This window comes from Xanthobacter cornucopiae (assembly GCF_043195065.2).
In the GTDB taxonomy this organism is placed as follows: Bacteria; Pseudomonadota; Alphaproteobacteria; order Rhizobiales; family Xanthobacteraceae; genus Xanthobacter.
The window spans coordinates 432,655-446,659 of the sequence record NZ_CM195531.1 but is presented as its reverse complement, the minus strand read 5'-3'; the positions used below and the strand labels follow the sequence as shown (position 1 = coordinate 446,659).

Genomic DNA, 14,005 nt, shown 5'->3' with positions numbered 1-14,005 from the left:
CGGGGGCGCCACCGCGCAGCTTCGGCGCCCGGCCTCCGGTCCGGCGCGCCAAAGCGCACCCGCGGAATATTGGCAAGGCTCACATCGCCCCACCCAGCCGCTGGCCGGCGCGACCGCGCGCCATCAGCCGCGGCGCGCGCTCAGGCGGATCCACGGAGGACGTCCGCGCCGTCCATTTCCGCCTCTGACGCCCACATGAAGCTTCAAGAGAACTGCCGCTCGGTGGGAAACCCGGTCGCCGTCTTTCGAAGGGGTCGTATTCTGGCGTATCACGGATCGCCAGGGGACACGGGACGGGCGACATGCGATCGCGGGACGCAAAGCCGAAGGACGGGGCCACGCTGCCGAGCCTCGACGCCGACGCGACGAAGGCTGCCTTTGCCGGCCGACTCAAGACGTGGCGGAAGATGAACGGCATCAAGCAGGCCGCGCTGGCCGACATGCTGGGCGTTTCGCAGGCCGCGGTGTCATTCTGGGAAGGCAGGCGCGATCTGCCTTCGCCCGCAGCCCTGACGCGCCTCGAGGCCCTCATGGCCCACTCCGCCCGCGATGAAGTAATGGTGGAGCGGCTTTTCGTGGAACGGCAGGCCGGTGTGCGGGCACTGATCGATTTCGACGGCGCGCGCTTCATCGCGGCGTCGCGCGGCTTCTGTGCATTGTGGCCTCAGACAGGGGAACTGCGGGACCATCGCCTGGCGGACTGGCTGGTGAACGAGGCGCAGAAGCTGTTTTTCGACAAAGACCTTCGCCATGCCATCGTCTCCGGGAACCTGGGGCTGGCCAGCGGCGTCAGCGAGCGCATGATGAGCCTGGAGGTGGACCAAGTGGTGCCCCATCGCTGGCATATGTGCTTCCGCCGCTACGGTCCCCGCACCCTTGTCGACGTGGTCTATGAGCCCTGCGCGGGAGATCAGCCCACCGGCATCGAGGATCTCGTCTATCTGGACGACTGCAAGCCAGCCTAGGTGTTTAGTCCCAGCATGTGATGGCTTGGCTGGCGAACGAAGAGTTCGGGCTTCTGCGTCGCGATCTGCCGGATGGCTTCGAAGGGTGTTTTGAAACGCAATGCCTTGAGTTGCTTGGCGTAGTTGTAGGCCAGCAGCCAGTCGCGGACATGGCGCCTGAGATCGATCAAAGAAGCAGAGTGGAAGGAACGGACGGTGGCCTCCTTGATGGTGCGCACCATGCGTTCGGCCTGACCGTTGGTCCACGGATGATAGGGTTTGGTCAAGCGATGCTCGATGCCACGCTCAGCGCAGACCCTGCCGAAGACGTGGCTGACGAAGCCCTCCGCTGCCTTCCTGTCGTGCGGGATGAACTGCACGCCGTTGTCGGTGAGCACCGTATGGATCCGATACGGAACGGTGCAGGTCAGGGCCTTGAGGAAGCCCGCAGCCACCAGTTTTGTCGCTTTGCGGTAAATCCTGGCGAAAACGAGCTTCGCTTGTCCGATCCACCGCCACGAAGAGGTAAGCCTTCCCACCCTCATAATGCAACTCGGCGACGTCAATGTGGAAGTAGCCAATCTCGTAGGCTTTGAACCGCTTTGGCTTTTCGCGATCCGCTTTCGGCAGGCGCGAGATGCCATGACGCGGAAGGCAGCGATGCAGGGAGGAGCGCGTCAGATGCGGGATAACGTCCTTCAGGGCGAGGAAGACGTCATCCAGCGGCAGACGGGCCTGCACACGGAGCGCGACGATCGCAGCCTCTTCGACGGCGGACAGGACAGAGCTTCGCCGCTCCTTGGGCCCCATCGGCTCATCCTCGACCATCGAACGGGAACGCCACTTCCTCACGGTTTTCTCGTTGATCCCGTAGCGCCGCGCGAGTTCCGCGGTCGGAGCTTTCGATCGCTGTAGCTCTGCTCGCACGGCGTGCGTGGTCTTGGCGCTCCCGTGAAGAACCTGCACCATAGCGTGTCCCTTTCAGGTGGCGATAAACCTATGCCATCACACTCTGGGACTAAACAGCTAGGTCCGGTTGGCAGGTCGGCGACCGAGGTCCGCTTCTTCCATTTCGCGACTGTTTTCTGGTTGATCCCGTAGCGGTTGGCCAGAGCCCTCAGGCGCTCTTGACTATGCTGTATCGCTCGACGGACCGCCTCTGTCGTCGTGGCGCATCCATGCAGAACCTAGGCTCAGGACTCACTAATCAGAGCCAGAAGATGACGGTGGCTGCGATGCAGATGGCTGAGAAGAAGGTGTGGGCGCACCGGTCGTAGCGTGTGGCGATGCGGCGCCAGTCCTTGAGTTTGGCGAATAGGTTCTCGACCTTGTGTCGCTGGCGGTAGAGGGCCTTGTCATAGGCGAAAGGCCGCTTGCGGCTCCTGGATGATGGAATGCAAGGCGCGATCCCCTTGGCGGCGAGCGCGTCCCGGAACCAGGCGCTGTCATAACCCCGATCGGCGATCAGACTCTTGGCCGGCGGCAAGGCATCAAGGATAAGGCGGGCGCCCTTGTGGTCGCTCATCTGGCCTTCCGACAAGAGCATGATGATCGGCCGGCCTTTATCGTCGCAGACGGTGTGGAGCTTGGAGTTCAGGCCACCCCTTGTGCGCCCGATACGACGGGGAACAGCCCCTTTTTTAAGAGGCTCGCCGCAGTGCGGTGGGCTTTGAGATGGGTGGCATCGATCATGACCCGATCGGGTTTGGGCCCTTCGCCGGCGAGGCTGGCGAAGATGCGGTCGAACACCCCGAGCCGGCTCCAGCGGATGAAGCGGTTGTAGAGCGTCTTGTGCGGACCGTAGTCCTTCGGCGCATCCTTCCACTGCAGGCCGTTGCGGATCACGTAGACGATGCCGCTCACCACCCGCCGGTCATCCACCCGCGGAACCCCATGGGCCAGAGGAAAGAACGGCGAGATCCTCGCCATCTGGCGCGCGCTCAACAGGAACAAATCACCCATCGCAGCCTCCTCAACGGAAACTGTGAATCACACCCGCAGCTCAATTAATAGGTCCTGAGCCTAGCCCATAGCGCATCCTTCCAGTCCTGCGAAAAGACTGCACCATCAAAGCCCGGGATCAAACAGCTGTGGTCGGCGGGCCTAGAACGAGTCTACTGTCTGCACGGATGATGTGATTCATAGAAGGTCGGCTTTGTGTGGAGCTGACCGATGCGACATTACGGACTGCGCGACGACCAATGGGAGCGGATCAAGGATTTTCTTCCTAGTCGTGAGCGTGATGTCGGCGGCACGGCGGCGGACAATCGCTTGTTTGTCGAGGCTGTCATTTACCGCTATCGCGCTGGCATTCCATGGCGCGATCTTCCGGCGCGCTTCGGTGATTGGAAGAATACGCACAGGCGCTTCCGACGATGGTGCGAGAGCGGCGTTTTCGACTGCATTTTCAAAGCGTTGGCAGCGGACAGCGACAACGAATACATGATGCTCGATTCCACCATCGTCCGCGTCGATCAGCATAGCGCGGGGGCGCGGAAAAAAGGGGAGGCTGCCAAGCCATCGGTCGATCCCGAGGCGGTCTGACGACGAAGATCCACGCGATCGTGGATGCTCTGGGCGACCCGGTTACCATATCGCTGACACCCGGTCAGCAATCCGCTCTCAGCCAAGCCGAGCCTTTGCTGGATCAGGTCGAGCCGGAAGCCTTTCTGGCCGACAAGCCTTATGACGCCGACGCTTTGATCGAGGCCTGGAAGAACGTGGGATCGAGCCCGTCATTCCCTCCAAGGCCAACCGGATCATACAAGGGGAAACCGACTTCGCGCTCTATTACGAACGCAATCCTGTCGAACGATTCTTTTGCAACCTCAAATGGTTCCGCACAATTGCAACACGCTACGACAGACTCGCCAGCTCATTTCTTGCCGCCGTTCAGCTCGCCTGAGCGCTGTTTTGGCTCAACTGACGACACGCCCTAACAAGACCGCGTGTTACCCTTATTTGGTTGAGGTTTGGGCATGGCCAAGACGTTGTTGCCTGATGCCCTTTGGGCCGAGATCGCCCCTCTGTTTCCACTCGCTGCGCCGCGCCCGAAGGGCGGGCGGCCTCGCGTGGGGGACCGTGAGGCGCTGATCGGCGTCCTGTTCGTGCTCTACACCGCAATCCCTTGGGAGCGGCTGCCGTTCGAGGTGGCAGGATGCTCGGGCATGACCTGCTGCGCCGCCTGCGGGCCTGGCAGGACGCCGGCTTATGAGACAAGATCCATCGCCACATGCCGGAGCGCCTGACCCTCGCCGGGGAAGTCGGGTGGTCGCGCGCCAACCTGAACGCGTAGTCGGTTGCCGCAAAAAAGGGGGGTAACGCGATCGGGCCGGACCCGACCGACCGTGGCACGCCGGGCACCAAGCGACACATGGTGGTCGACCGAAGGGGCCTGCCTCTTGCCGTCGTCCTGACCGGAGCCAATCGCCACGACAGCATGACGCTGACCGCCGCCGTCGATGCGATCCATCCGGTTCGCCAACGGCGGGGCCGACCCCACAAGCGGCCCGACAAGCTCCACGCCGACAAGGGATACGACTTCGACCGTTGCCGGAAGGACCTGCACAAGCGCGCCATCATGCCCCGCATCGCGCGCCGCGGCATCGACAGCAGCACGCATCTCGGCAAGCATCGCTGGGGGGGCGAGCGCACCTTCGCCTGGATCAACCCGTTCCGCCACCTCGCCATCCGCTACGAGTGCCACGCCGACCTCTACCGCGCGTTCCTCGTTTTCGCTGCTGCCATCATAGGCTTCAGAGCCATCAGTCGGTTTTGTGAGCCGCTCCAAGCCTCGGGATCAAGCACCCAGCGCCCGCTCCCCCCACTCCTCGCTCATCAGACCGCCCCAGCAGGGCTTTGCTGGCTTCTCAAGATCACTTTAAGCCCCGGACCGCACAGACCAACGCCCCCCGAGGTCGGATCAACACCAAAAATGTCTGATGCCAAAAATATCTGATCAAGCGGCTTTCGAAGGGAGTTTCAGAGCCTCATAGCCCTGGCTCAAACGTTATCAGGGTTTCCCTTGGGAAACCCCAACAAGCCCCGCCGCTGAACGCCTTCAGCCGACGAACTGATAGCCAAGATAGCGCTTGGCATCAATGACATCGTAACCGAGCTTGAGGCGCAACTTCTTGCGCAACTTGCTCATGTGCCCTTCGATCACGCTTTCATCCACGTCATCGTTGAATATGCCGTAGATGGTATTGAAGATCTGGGTCTTGGTCACGCGCCGCTTGCTGTTCTTGACGAGGTATTCAAGAATATGACGCTCGCGACGCGGCAACGCCAGCGACTGCCCGTCGATTTCAGGATCGCGCCCGTCGAAAAACACCTTAAGGCGATTGTACTCAACGACCTGAGGCTCGCCCGCCCGGACGCGACGCCAAACAGCGTCCGCACGCGCCATGATCTCTTTCACATGCACAGGCTTACGCACCACATCGTCGATGCCCGCAGTGAACAGCTCAAGCGTATGGGTAAGCGACTTCACATCCTCAAGCGCGATGATGGGCGCGCTAGAATAGCCGCGAATGAGTTCGGGATATGCAACCCGGCCATCGACATCGCCGACCACGAAGCTCTCGACTGCGCCAAGATCCTCCTCACACGTCGTCAAAATCCAATCGCGAAACTCGTTATGTGTGAAGCCCTGAGAAGCCACCCCTTCACGAGAAAAAGCGCCGACATAACTTTTAATGACGGACGGCCGCTCGTCCACGACCACGTACATACTTCCCTCCATACTCGCTACGGCTGCACCCTGCTCGCATTTCGCGCCAAACGCGGAACTTGAGTCCCCCAGAGGCAACCGTCATGGAAGGTAGCATATGCGCGATTCCCGTTGCGGCAAGCCGTGGAAATACCTTAACGGCCCATTAATAATTCCATACTGACGCACATTGATACAAAGCGACCAGGAATTGGAACAAATTCCAGCTCACAACCCCGCTAGACCATGATCCAGATCAAAGAACGACCACTTTAACTACCCTACACTATCCGATTTTCGGGGTTGACTACAGAAAAACCGTCATTCGAAAATCCCCGAATCGCAACTCCAGCCATCCCCTGAACGCAGCAGACGCAACAAGCTGACACGCCCCAGTCAGAACGCGCACGCGACCACCACACACCATCAAAGCCAAAACGATGCCCCCCCGACGCGCGCACCACCGAAACCCGACGAGGACCGCCCTGACACCCACCGACGACCGTCGCGCGCGCATTCGATGAAGACACATAGGATCGCTGACACCCACCAGCCTCGCGACGAACGCTGCCACCTCGCCGCGCGATGAGAGTCCGCACCCGAGCGACGCGCTTCAGCTCTCGAATACCGCGTCGATTTTCCCCTTCAGGGTCTGGGCATTGAAAGGCTTGACGATATAGTTGTTCACGCCCGCCTTCTTGGCCGCAATCACGTTCTCCGATTTGGCCTCGGCCGTGATCATGATGAATGGAATACTGCTCAGAGCATCGTCCCCGCGTACCCGCTTCAAAAGTTCGTAACCGGTCATCGGCTCCATATTCCAGTCAGAGATCACGAGACCGTAGTTACGCTCCTTCAATTTCGCGAGAGCTTCTGTTCCGTCGGCAGCCTCGTCTACGTCCTCAAAGCCAATCTGCTTGAGGAGATTGCGGATGATGCGAACCATCGTCTTGTAATCGTCCACCACGAGGATCGGCATCGTAAGATCAATCGCCATCTCTCACTCCGCAAACAGGCGAGAAGTCTTTCCCGGTGGCGACGTCTGCCACCAGCCCGCCTCCCCTTCTGCAATTAGGAGCTTGCACGAAGCTTGCCGCGGCATCCGAAAGGGGCTTTCAGTTCGTCTTTTTCCGCCCTATAGAGGTGATATCGTGGTTCCTAAGAGTCCCGGGAGAGTTGCATGTCAGGTGCGCGTCGCCCCTTTCGCATCGAGACTGGCATCGGCAGCAAGACGAGCGACGGCGAAGGGGGGATGAGCCCTAATGCGTTCGACGATCAGATCAATAAGATCCTGTCGCAGCTTGTCGAGGTTCGGGACGAAATCAAGAAGTTTCAGGAGCGTGATCCGGCTCTGAGCCGCGAGCGCGACCGAAATGTTCTTTGGGCCGGCATTGAGACCATTCAGGATGCAATCCGCAACACCCGCGACGAAATCGCGACCCTGCATGCGGAAGGGCCACGCGGCGAACGCCTGATGCGGGCCACGAGCGAACTCGACGCCGTGGTGGCCGACACAGAGGAGGCCACCGAGACCATCCTGTCCTCGGCGGAGGCCATCGACACCCTGACGCAGCGGATGACCAGCCGCCTGCCGAAGGAAGACATGGAACTCGCTCGCGCCATCCAGGGCGAGGTGGTCAAGCTGTTCGAGGCATGCAATTTCCAGGACGTTACCGGTCAGCGCATCCGTAAGGTGGTCAAGCTCCTCGTCTTTATCGAAGAGCGGGTCAGCCGCATGACCGAAATCTGGGGCGGCGCGGAACTCATTGCGCGCAACGCCGCGGTGGACAAGCGCGAGGGCGACGCGGCGTTGCTGAATGGCCCCGCGCTCTCCCATGATTCCAACGTGGTGTCCCAGGACGATATCGACAGCATGTTCAGCTGACGCAGCATAATGCACATCCCCTCATGACGTGATTGCGACGGCTGGTTGAGAGAGGCCGTCGCCACCCCCGCCGATGAGCAATAAATGCCGGCGCGGGAAAAGTCTTCTGCGCTTCCTGCTTCACGTCATTGTCTGTAAGCCGGCACGATCTGGCATCTCATCCCTTGCTGTGGAAAGCTCGGATGTCAGATCGTGACCTTGGCATTGACCTTGGCTGCTGAACCAGCAGCAGATCGCCCCTCGCTGCCGTGGGACTCGCGCGCATCACTGGAAAGAATTGGCGCGTCGGCTTGAGAAAGCGCGAGACTTATACCATCAGCCCCGGTCTTCGACCGGTGCCAAGTGGCCCGCTCACGCGTCGCGCGGGCTTGACGAAAGCCCCTTGAATCAAGCTCACGGGCCTTCTGTATTACGTACGCGCCCGCGTGGGAATCGCCCGCTCGCGAGCTTCGATGTTCGGCACGTAGGTACAACGGTGTTGCGGCAACGGCTTGAAGGCATCGCCGACACCAATCACCGTTTCCGCCGCGCCAAGCACCAGATACCCATCCCCAGCAACCACCCGCGCCATGCGGGACAAGATGTCGGTCTTCGTCGGAGCATCGAAATAGATAAGCACGTTCCGGCAGAACAGAATATCGAACGTTCCAAGACCGGCATAGGAATCGAGGAGATTGAATTTACGATATTGCACCATGTTGCGCACACGCGCATTCACCTCCCAAAGGTCACCGACCTTGGTGAAGTACTTCAGCAACATCTGGACGCCCATGCCGCGCTGAACCTCAAACTGGTTGTAGCGGCCCGCGCGCGCGCGGTCGAGGACGTCATTCGACAGGTCCGTGCCCAGGATCTCCACCTCCCGGCCACCGATCAGGCCGGGATTCTCCAGCAGCAGGATCGCCAGAGAATAGGGCTCCTGGCCACTGGAGGCTGCGGCACACCAGATCCGCAGGCGCTGCCCGGCAGGCCGCGCCGCATGCAGGGCTGGGAGCATGGTGCGCGTAAAGTCCTCGAACGGTGCCTTATCCCGAAAGAACAGGGTTTCGTTCGTGGTCATCGCCTCGACCACAGCGGAGGCGATGATGGACGATGAGGAATCGCGCAGGACCGCCGCAAGGCGAGCAAAGTCTGGGATATCGAACTTGCGGAGCAGCGGCATCAGCCGGCTTTCCAGCAGATAATGCTTATCCTCCGAAAGAAGAAGGCCCGACCTCTGCTTGAGAAAGCGAGAAAAGAACTCGTAATCGGAAGCGCTGATCACCGCAGTCCCCCCTCGACCATCCGGATCACCTTGCGGCCGATCGCATCCAGCGGCAGAATCTCGCAGGCATTCCCTGCGGTGGCCGTCGCCCCCGGCATGCCCCAGACCACGCTGCTTTCCTCATCCTGAACGATCACGCTGCCGCCGGCATCGGCCACCACGCCCGCCCCCTTCGCGCCGTCGCTTCCCATCCCGGTGAGGACCACCGCCAGCACATGCTGGCGGTACACCGCTGAAATGGCCGCGAACATCGGATCGACCGCAGGCTTGCAGAAATTCACCGGAGGCGCGTCGGACAGGCGGATCACCGCGCCCGTCGACGACTTCTCCACCAGCATATGATGGCCGCCCGGCGCCACATAGACATGCCCGGGCAAAACCGGCGCACCGTCCGCCCCCTCGGCGGCCGGCAGGCCGGCGGCACGGCCGACGTGCTCGGCGAGAATGGCGGTGAAGGTCGCCGGCATATGCTGAGTGATAAAGACGGGAATGCGCTTCAGATGGGGGCCGAGCTCCCCGAACAGGCGCGTGAGCGCCTGCGGCCCGCCGGTCGAACTGCCAACCGCGAGCACCGTCACCGGAGACATGGAGTAGGGCCGCAACCGCGGCGCCGGCCCGGAGGTGGCCCCCGTCCCTGCCGTGACAGCGCTGCTCGCAGCCCGCGGCGCGGGGATAGGAGGCACCGCGCTCGGCCTGAGAGGCGCGGCGGCGGCGCGCGCCACTTCGCCCAGCGCGCGGCGACGTTGCACCCTGGCGCCGAGACTGCGCACCTTGGCGATCAACTCGCGCTTGAAATCCTCGGCATTGAACATGCCTGGCCCAGCCTCGGGCTTCGGCAGATAATCGGCCGCGCCGAGCGTCAATGCCTTCAGGCTGACCTCCGCGCCCCGACGGGTCAAGGTCGAGGCCACCACCACCATGGTGCCCGGCCGCTGCTTCAGGATCAGCGGTAAGGCCGTCACGCCGTCCATTTCCGGCATCTCGAGATCAAGGATCACCACGTCCGGCTGGGACCGGGAGACGTCATCGACCGCGCGCCGGCCATTGCTGTGGGTCGCGACCAGCTCGAACGAGGGATCTTCACCCAGCCACCGAGAAATGATGCCGCGCACGAAGACCGAATCGTCCACCACCATGACCCGGATGGTCTGACCGGTGACGCCAGCGTCAGACGGAGAGGAAGCAAGGGTCACTGAAAATCCTTCTCAACCAAGCCCACGGCTTCCAGCTTCTCACGCAGGATGTCGTCGTCAAACGGTTTCATGATGTATTCATCGGCCCCGGCTTCCAGCGCCAAGGCGATGTGCGAGATATCGTTGAGGCTGGTGCAGAAGATCACCTTCGGGACCCCGCCATTGGGCCGCGCACGCAGCAGGCGCAGGCAGTCCAGCCCGTTGAGCACCGGCATTTCCCAATCGAGCAACATCACATCCGGCATGGCGGTGTCGCACTGATCGAGCGCCTTCTGCCCATCGGCAGCCTCCTCGACCAGAAACCCCAGCCCCTCAAGGATGCGCCTGGCAATCTTCCGCACGAGGCCGGAATCATCCACTACGAGACAGGTCCTCATCCGTGAAGCTCCTTGTGACGCTTCGCGTGAAAATGACACCGGATTGCCGGCAGGACGTGCTTCGAAGCAAGCATGGATGGCACTTTCGAAGGTTATGGGAGCCGGCGGCAGATCACCAGCTGCTTTGTATGCGGCAGACGTTGCGGCGGGTGACGCCGATCGCGCCAGCCGCCGCTCGCCCGGTGCCTCGTGGCCGCCGTCAGAAGCCGGAGACCGCGAGCTGCGGCTGACCGGCGACCGCGCCGCGCAACACGAGCTCGACATTCAAGATCAGCATCAACCCGCCGGAAAGCCGATGAACGCCCGCGGCCACCGACGCCCAGCGGGATTCGAGGTTTGCCGGGTTCGCCTCCCGCTTGGCGCCGTCGAGGCCGAGCACCTCGCCCACGTCGTCGATCATCAGGCCAAAGGCCTCCCCCTCATACTCGATGCCGACCGCCATGCCCTTCCCCTCCGCCGGAGGCAGCCCGAGCAGGCACCGCATGTTGAGCATGGTGACGATGCGCCCACGCAGGTTCAGCACCCCCGCGATGGCTGGCGGCGCTAGCGGAACGCGGGTGATCGAATCGGGAGCGAACACCTCATGCACGGTCTGGATCGGCAGGCCGAACAGCTGCGGCCCGATCCGCACCGTGACATACTGCTGATAGGCCCCCGTCGGACTTCCCGTCTGGGCCGAATCGTAGTCGCTCATGCGGCAGCTCCCTGTCGTCCGGCGAATTCCTTCAGCGCTGCAATGAGGCCGGTGCGGTCATAGCGTGCCACATAGTCCGTGAAACCGGCCGCCCGCCCCCTCTCGATCGCGTCGCGATCCCGCGCCGAGCTGACCGCGATGATCGGCAGGTCACGGTTGCGGGGATTGTCGCGAACCGCGGCCGCAAGGGCGAAGCCGTCCATGTCCGGCAGTTCCAGCTCGCTGACGATGGCATCGAAGCCGCCGCCGCCCTCCAGATGATCCAGGGCTTCGCGCGCCGACGCGCAGGTGGTGACCTCGTAGCCATTGCCCTTCAGCACCGGGGTCAGCAGATCGCGATGGAACGGGCTGTCGTCCACCAGCAGCAGCTTCGGCCGCGCCGCGCCGCGCGTCAGCCGGTCGAACCGCTCGCCGAACGCCACGTGAATATAGAAGCCCACGTCGAGGATCTCGGTGGCCTGGCCCGCGACCACCGCCGCGCCCAGCACCTCCGGCATGCCCGATGGCGAGAGCTGCATGTCGAGGTCGGTCTCGACGATGTCCACGATCTCGTCCACCAGCAGGCCCATGACCCGCCCGGCCTCGGAGAAGACGAGCATCGGCTGGGCCCCGTCCTTGACGCGGCCCACCTCCTCGTTCGCATACAGCACCGGGATCAGCGCGCCGCGATACTGGATGACCGGATAGCCCTTGACGCGCTCGATGCCCGACACATCGAGTTCCTCGATGCGGGTGACGAGCCCCAGGGGCACCGCCTTCGGCTCCGCGGAGCCGGCCCGGAACAGCAGCAGCGAGGTCCGCTCCTCCGCCGACGTGCGCTGTGCCGCCTCGGTGGCCCCAAGCGCGATTTCGGACGCCTCCGTTCCCCGCGCCGCGGCGCTGTGGGCAAGGCCCGAGGGATCGACAATCATGATGACCCGACCGTCACCCAGGATGGTGCAGCCAGACACCATCGGCACCTGCCGCAACGCCGACGACATGGGCTTCACCACGATCTCCTCGGTGTGTGACACGGCGTCCACCACCACGCCGAAGGTTTCGGCCGCCACCCGCAGCACCACCACCAGGGCATCGGTCCACTGGTCGGCGCGCCGTGCCTCGGCCGCCGAGGACAGGCCGAGCAGCGACCCGAGAGAGACGATCGGCAGCAGCTTGTCGCGCAGGCACAGCACCGGCACGTCGTTCAGGCAGGTCACCGAATGGTCGGTGCCGGGCTGGACCCGGACCAGTTCCACGACGGCGCTCTGCGGCAAGGCGAAGCGTTCGCCCGCGGCGCGTACGATGAGCGCCGGCACAATGGCCAAAGTCAGCGGGATCTTGATGACGAAGACCGAGCCCTGCCCCGGCTTGGAATGCACCTCGATGGTGCCGCCGATGGCCTCGATATTGGTGCGCACCACGTCCATGCCGACGCCGCGGCCCGACACGCTGGTAACCTTGTCAGCGGTGGAGAAGCCGGCCTGGAAGATGTAGCGGAACGCCTGGACGTCCGTCATCTTCTGGACTTCGGTGGCAGTCGCGAGCCCCTTCTCGACGATCTTCGCCTTGATGCGGGAGACATTGAGGCCCCGCCCGTCGTCGGCGATCTCGACGATCACATGGCCGCCTTCGTGGTAGGCGGAGAGGCGGATCGTGCCCTTCTCCGGCTTGCCCGCGGCGCGGCGCTCCTCCGGGCTTTCCAGGCCATGGTCCGCCGAATTGCGCACCATGTGCGTGAGCGGGTCCTTGATCTGGTCCAGCACCTGCCGGTCGAGCTCGGTGTCGGCGCCGATCTGCTCAAGCTCGATGTGCTTGCCCAGTTCCTGGCCCAGGTCGCGCACGATGCGCGGCAGCTTCTGCCAGGCATTGCCGATGGGCTGCATGCGGGCCCGCATCACCGCGTCCTGGAGCTCGCCAGTGACGTTGGAGAGACGCTGCAAGGAGACCTTGTATTCCGAATCACCTTCCCGCCGGGCGATTTCCATCAGCTGATTGCGGGTCAGCACCAGCTCCGACACCATGGTCATGAGCTGTTCCAGCACGCCCACGCTCACGCGGATGGTCTGCGCAGAGACGGCGGAGGCATGGGCCGGCTCGTCACCGGCGGCTCCCGCTCCCGCCGGCACCGCGCCTGGTCCGCGCGGCTTGGCGGCGGGCGGCGTGGACCGGGCGGCGGCCACCGGCGTCGCGGCCACCTCGGCCACGGTGACGGCTCCGGTCTTGCCGACGCTCACGGCCACGGAACCCGACACCGGCGCCGGCACGGAGGCGCCGGTTGCGGCGGCGGAGGAAGCGGTGGACGCCTCGGGCTCCGCTTTCGGCACGGCGGCGGCCTTGTCCTTGCCACGCACCGGAAGCTCGACCTCCGTCTCGCGGAACAGGCGCTCCAGCTCGTCGAGCGGCACTTCGCCCGGCAGCAGCTCGCGCTCCAGGGCCTGCGGCGCCGCCTCCACTGGAGGCGGCGCGGGAACAGGCTCGGGGGGCGGGGGCTCGGCGGCGGCGAGCGCCTCCAGAAGGCCGATCAGATCGGCATCGCCGCCTTCCGGCTCCTGCCCATTGGCGTCCTCGATGGCGGCGAGAAGCCACTTGATTCGGTCCACCGTGGTGAGCACCAGGCTCACCGCATCGGCGGTCACCGGCCGGCCATCGCGGAACTTGCCCATCAGCGTCTCCGCCGCGTGCGCGAGCGCCGCCAGACGCGACAGGCCGATGAAGCCGCATGTGCCCTTGATGGTGTGCACGAGACGGAAAATGTTGTTCAGGATTTCCGCGTTGTTCGGGTCCTGTTCAAACTTGACCAGCTCGACGTCGGCCACGTCGAGGCTTTCGTTGGTCTCCGTCAGGAACTCCTGCAACAGGTCGTCCATGATCTCAACTCCGGGAGGACAGGCGGCGCCCGCCTAAGCTTGGCCATAATTTCCCGCGCCGCAAGCGGCGGCGCGGGCCGTATTCACCACC

At 63.3% G+C, this 14,005-nt stretch carries 12 protein-coding genes and 3 pseudogenes; 5 read left to right on the top strand and 10 right to left on the bottom strand.

The window, feature by feature from the left end:
- Positions 1–302: 302 nt before the first annotated feature.
- A complete protein-coding gene (locus V5F53_RS02015) occupies positions 303–965 on the top strand; it encodes a helix-turn-helix domain-containing protein (RefSeq protein ID WP_393998797.1) in 663 nt (220 codons plus the stop codon).
- On the opposite strand, the pseudogene V5F53_RS02010 reads toward V5F53_RS02015, so the two are convergent.
- The 3 genes and pseudogenes from V5F53_RS02010 to V5F53_RS02000 form a co-directional block, all read right to left on the bottom strand.
- Positions 962–1,913 (bottom strand): annotated as a pseudogene (locus tag V5F53_RS02010) (IS481 family transposase). The gene V5F53_RS02015 and the pseudogene V5F53_RS02010 sit on opposite strands and share 4 nt — an antisense overlap.
- A 59-nt stretch (positions 1,914–1,972) precedes the next feature.
- Positions 1,973–2,128: pseudogene (locus V5F53_RS02005) on the bottom strand (IS481 family transposase); the annotation flags it as partial.
- 23 nt (positions 2,129–2,151) lie between these two features.
- A protein-coding gene (locus tag V5F53_RS02000) for an IS5 family transposase (RefSeq protein WP_509212807.1) occupies positions 2,152–2,906 on the bottom strand; the annotation gives its coding sequence in 2 pieces (ribosomal slippage) (positions 2,152–2,573 and positions 2,573–2,906; 756 coding nt in all).
- 210 nt (positions 2,907–3,116) lie between these two features.
- Between V5F53_RS02000 and V5F53_RS01995 the strand changes: the two genes are divergently transcribed.
- From V5F53_RS01995 to V5F53_RS01985, 3 genes and pseudogenes are all read left to right on the top strand, one after another.
- A complete protein-coding gene (locus V5F53_RS01995; RefSeq protein ID WP_393998083.1) occupies positions 3,117–3,488 on the top strand; it encodes an IS5 family transposase in 372 nt (123 codons plus the stop codon).
- 20 nt (positions 3,489–3,508) lie between these two features.
- Entirely contained in the window at positions 3,509–3,883 is a 375-nt protein-coding gene (locus tag V5F53_RS01990; protein ID WP_393998084.1) for a hypothetical protein, read from the top strand.
- A gap of 39 nt (positions 3,884–3,922) precedes the next feature.
- Positions 3,923–4,722 (top strand): annotated as a pseudogene (locus V5F53_RS01985) (IS5 family transposase); the annotation flags it as partial.
- Positions 4,723–5,004: 282 nt separating this feature from the next.
- On the opposite strand, the gene V5F53_RS01980 reads toward V5F53_RS01985, so the two are convergent.
- Positions 5,005–5,676 (bottom strand): response regulator transcription factor, encoded by a 672-nt coding sequence (locus tag V5F53_RS01980; RefSeq protein ID WP_393998085.1) that lies wholly within the window; start codon positions 5,674–5,676, stop codon positions 5,005–5,007.
- A gap of 592 nt (positions 5,677–6,268) precedes the next feature.
- A complete protein-coding gene (locus V5F53_RS01975) occupies positions 6,269–6,652 on the bottom strand; it encodes a response regulator (protein WP_393998086.1) in 384 nt (127 codons plus the stop codon).
- A 183-nt stretch (positions 6,653–6,835) separates the two neighbouring features.
- On the opposite strand from V5F53_RS01975, the gene V5F53_RS01970 reads away from it, so the two are divergent.
- Positions 6,836–7,540 carry a protein phosphatase CheZ gene (locus V5F53_RS01970; RefSeq protein WP_393998087.1) on the top strand — a complete coding sequence of 235 codons (705 nt, stop codon included), beginning with the start codon at positions 6,836–6,838 and terminating at the stop codon, positions 7,538–7,540.
- 409 nt (positions 7,541–7,949) lie between these two features.
- On the opposite strand, the gene V5F53_RS01965 is transcribed toward V5F53_RS01970, so the two are convergent.
- The 5 genes from V5F53_RS01965 to V5F53_RS01945 all read right to left on the bottom strand — a co-directional run bounded on the left by V5F53_RS01965 (position 7,950) and on the right by V5F53_RS01945 (position 13,914).
- Entirely contained in the window at positions 7,950–8,804 is an 855-nt protein-coding gene (locus V5F53_RS01965) for a CheR family methyltransferase (RefSeq protein WP_393998088.1), read from the bottom strand.
- Positions 8,801–9,997, bottom strand: a complete 1,197-nt coding sequence (locus V5F53_RS01960; RefSeq protein WP_393998089.1) for a protein-glutamate methylesterase/protein-glutamine glutaminase — start codon at positions 9,995–9,997, stop codon at positions 8,801–8,803. Before V5F53_RS01960 ends, V5F53_RS01965 begins: the two co-directional genes overlap by 4 nt.
- Positions 9,994–10,374 carry a response regulator gene (locus tag V5F53_RS01955; protein WP_393998090.1) on the bottom strand — a complete coding sequence of 127 codons (381 nt, stop codon included), beginning with the start codon at positions 10,372–10,374 and terminating at the stop codon, positions 9,994–9,996. Before V5F53_RS01955 ends, V5F53_RS01960 begins: the two co-directional genes overlap by 4 nt.
- A 199-nt stretch (positions 10,375–10,573) precedes the next feature.
- Positions 10,574–11,068, bottom strand: a complete 495-nt coding sequence (locus V5F53_RS01950) for a chemotaxis protein CheW (protein WP_393998091.1) — start codon at positions 11,066–11,068, stop codon at positions 10,574–10,576.
- Complete coding sequence (locus V5F53_RS01945; RefSeq protein WP_393998092.1) at positions 11,065–13,914, bottom strand: hybrid sensor histidine kinase/response regulator; 2,850 nt, start codon at positions 13,912–13,914, stop codon at positions 11,065–11,067. Before V5F53_RS01945 ends, V5F53_RS01950 begins: the two co-directional genes overlap by 4 nt.
- Positions 13,915–14,005: the final 91 nt, after the last annotated feature.

Excerpts from the sequence above, each read along its gene's own strand:
- V5F53_RS02015 (WP_393998797.1), top strand. The coding sequence starts at position 303 with ATGCGATCGCGGGACGCAAAGCCGAAGGACGGGGCCACGCTGCCGAGC.
- V5F53_RS01995 (WP_393998083.1), top strand. The coding sequence starts at position 3,117 with ATGCGACATTACGGACTGCGCGACGACCAATGGGAGCGGATCAAGGAT.
- V5F53_RS01980 (WP_393998085.1), bottom strand. The coding sequence starts at position 5,676 with ATGTACGTGGTCGTGGACGAGCGGCCGTCCGTCATTAAAAGTTATGTC.
- V5F53_RS01975 (WP_393998086.1), bottom strand. The coding sequence starts at position 6,652 with ATGGCGATTGATCTTACGATGCCGATCCTCGTGGTGGACGATTACAAG.
- V5F53_RS01970 (WP_393998087.1), top strand. The coding sequence starts at position 6,836 with ATGTCAGGTGCGCGTCGCCCCTTTCGCATCGAGACTGGCATCGGCAGC.
- V5F53_RS01955 (WP_393998090.1), bottom strand. The coding sequence starts at position 10,374 with ATGAGGACCTGTCTCGTAGTGGATGATTCCGGCCTCGTGCGGAAGATT.
- V5F53_RS01950 (WP_393998091.1), bottom strand. The coding sequence starts at position 11,068 with ATGAGCGACTACGATTCGGCCCAGACGGGAAGTCCGACGGGGGCCTAT.
- V5F53_RS01945 (WP_393998092.1), bottom strand. The coding sequence starts at position 13,914 with ATGGACGACCTGTTGCAGGAGTTCCTGACGGAGACCAACGAAAGCCTC.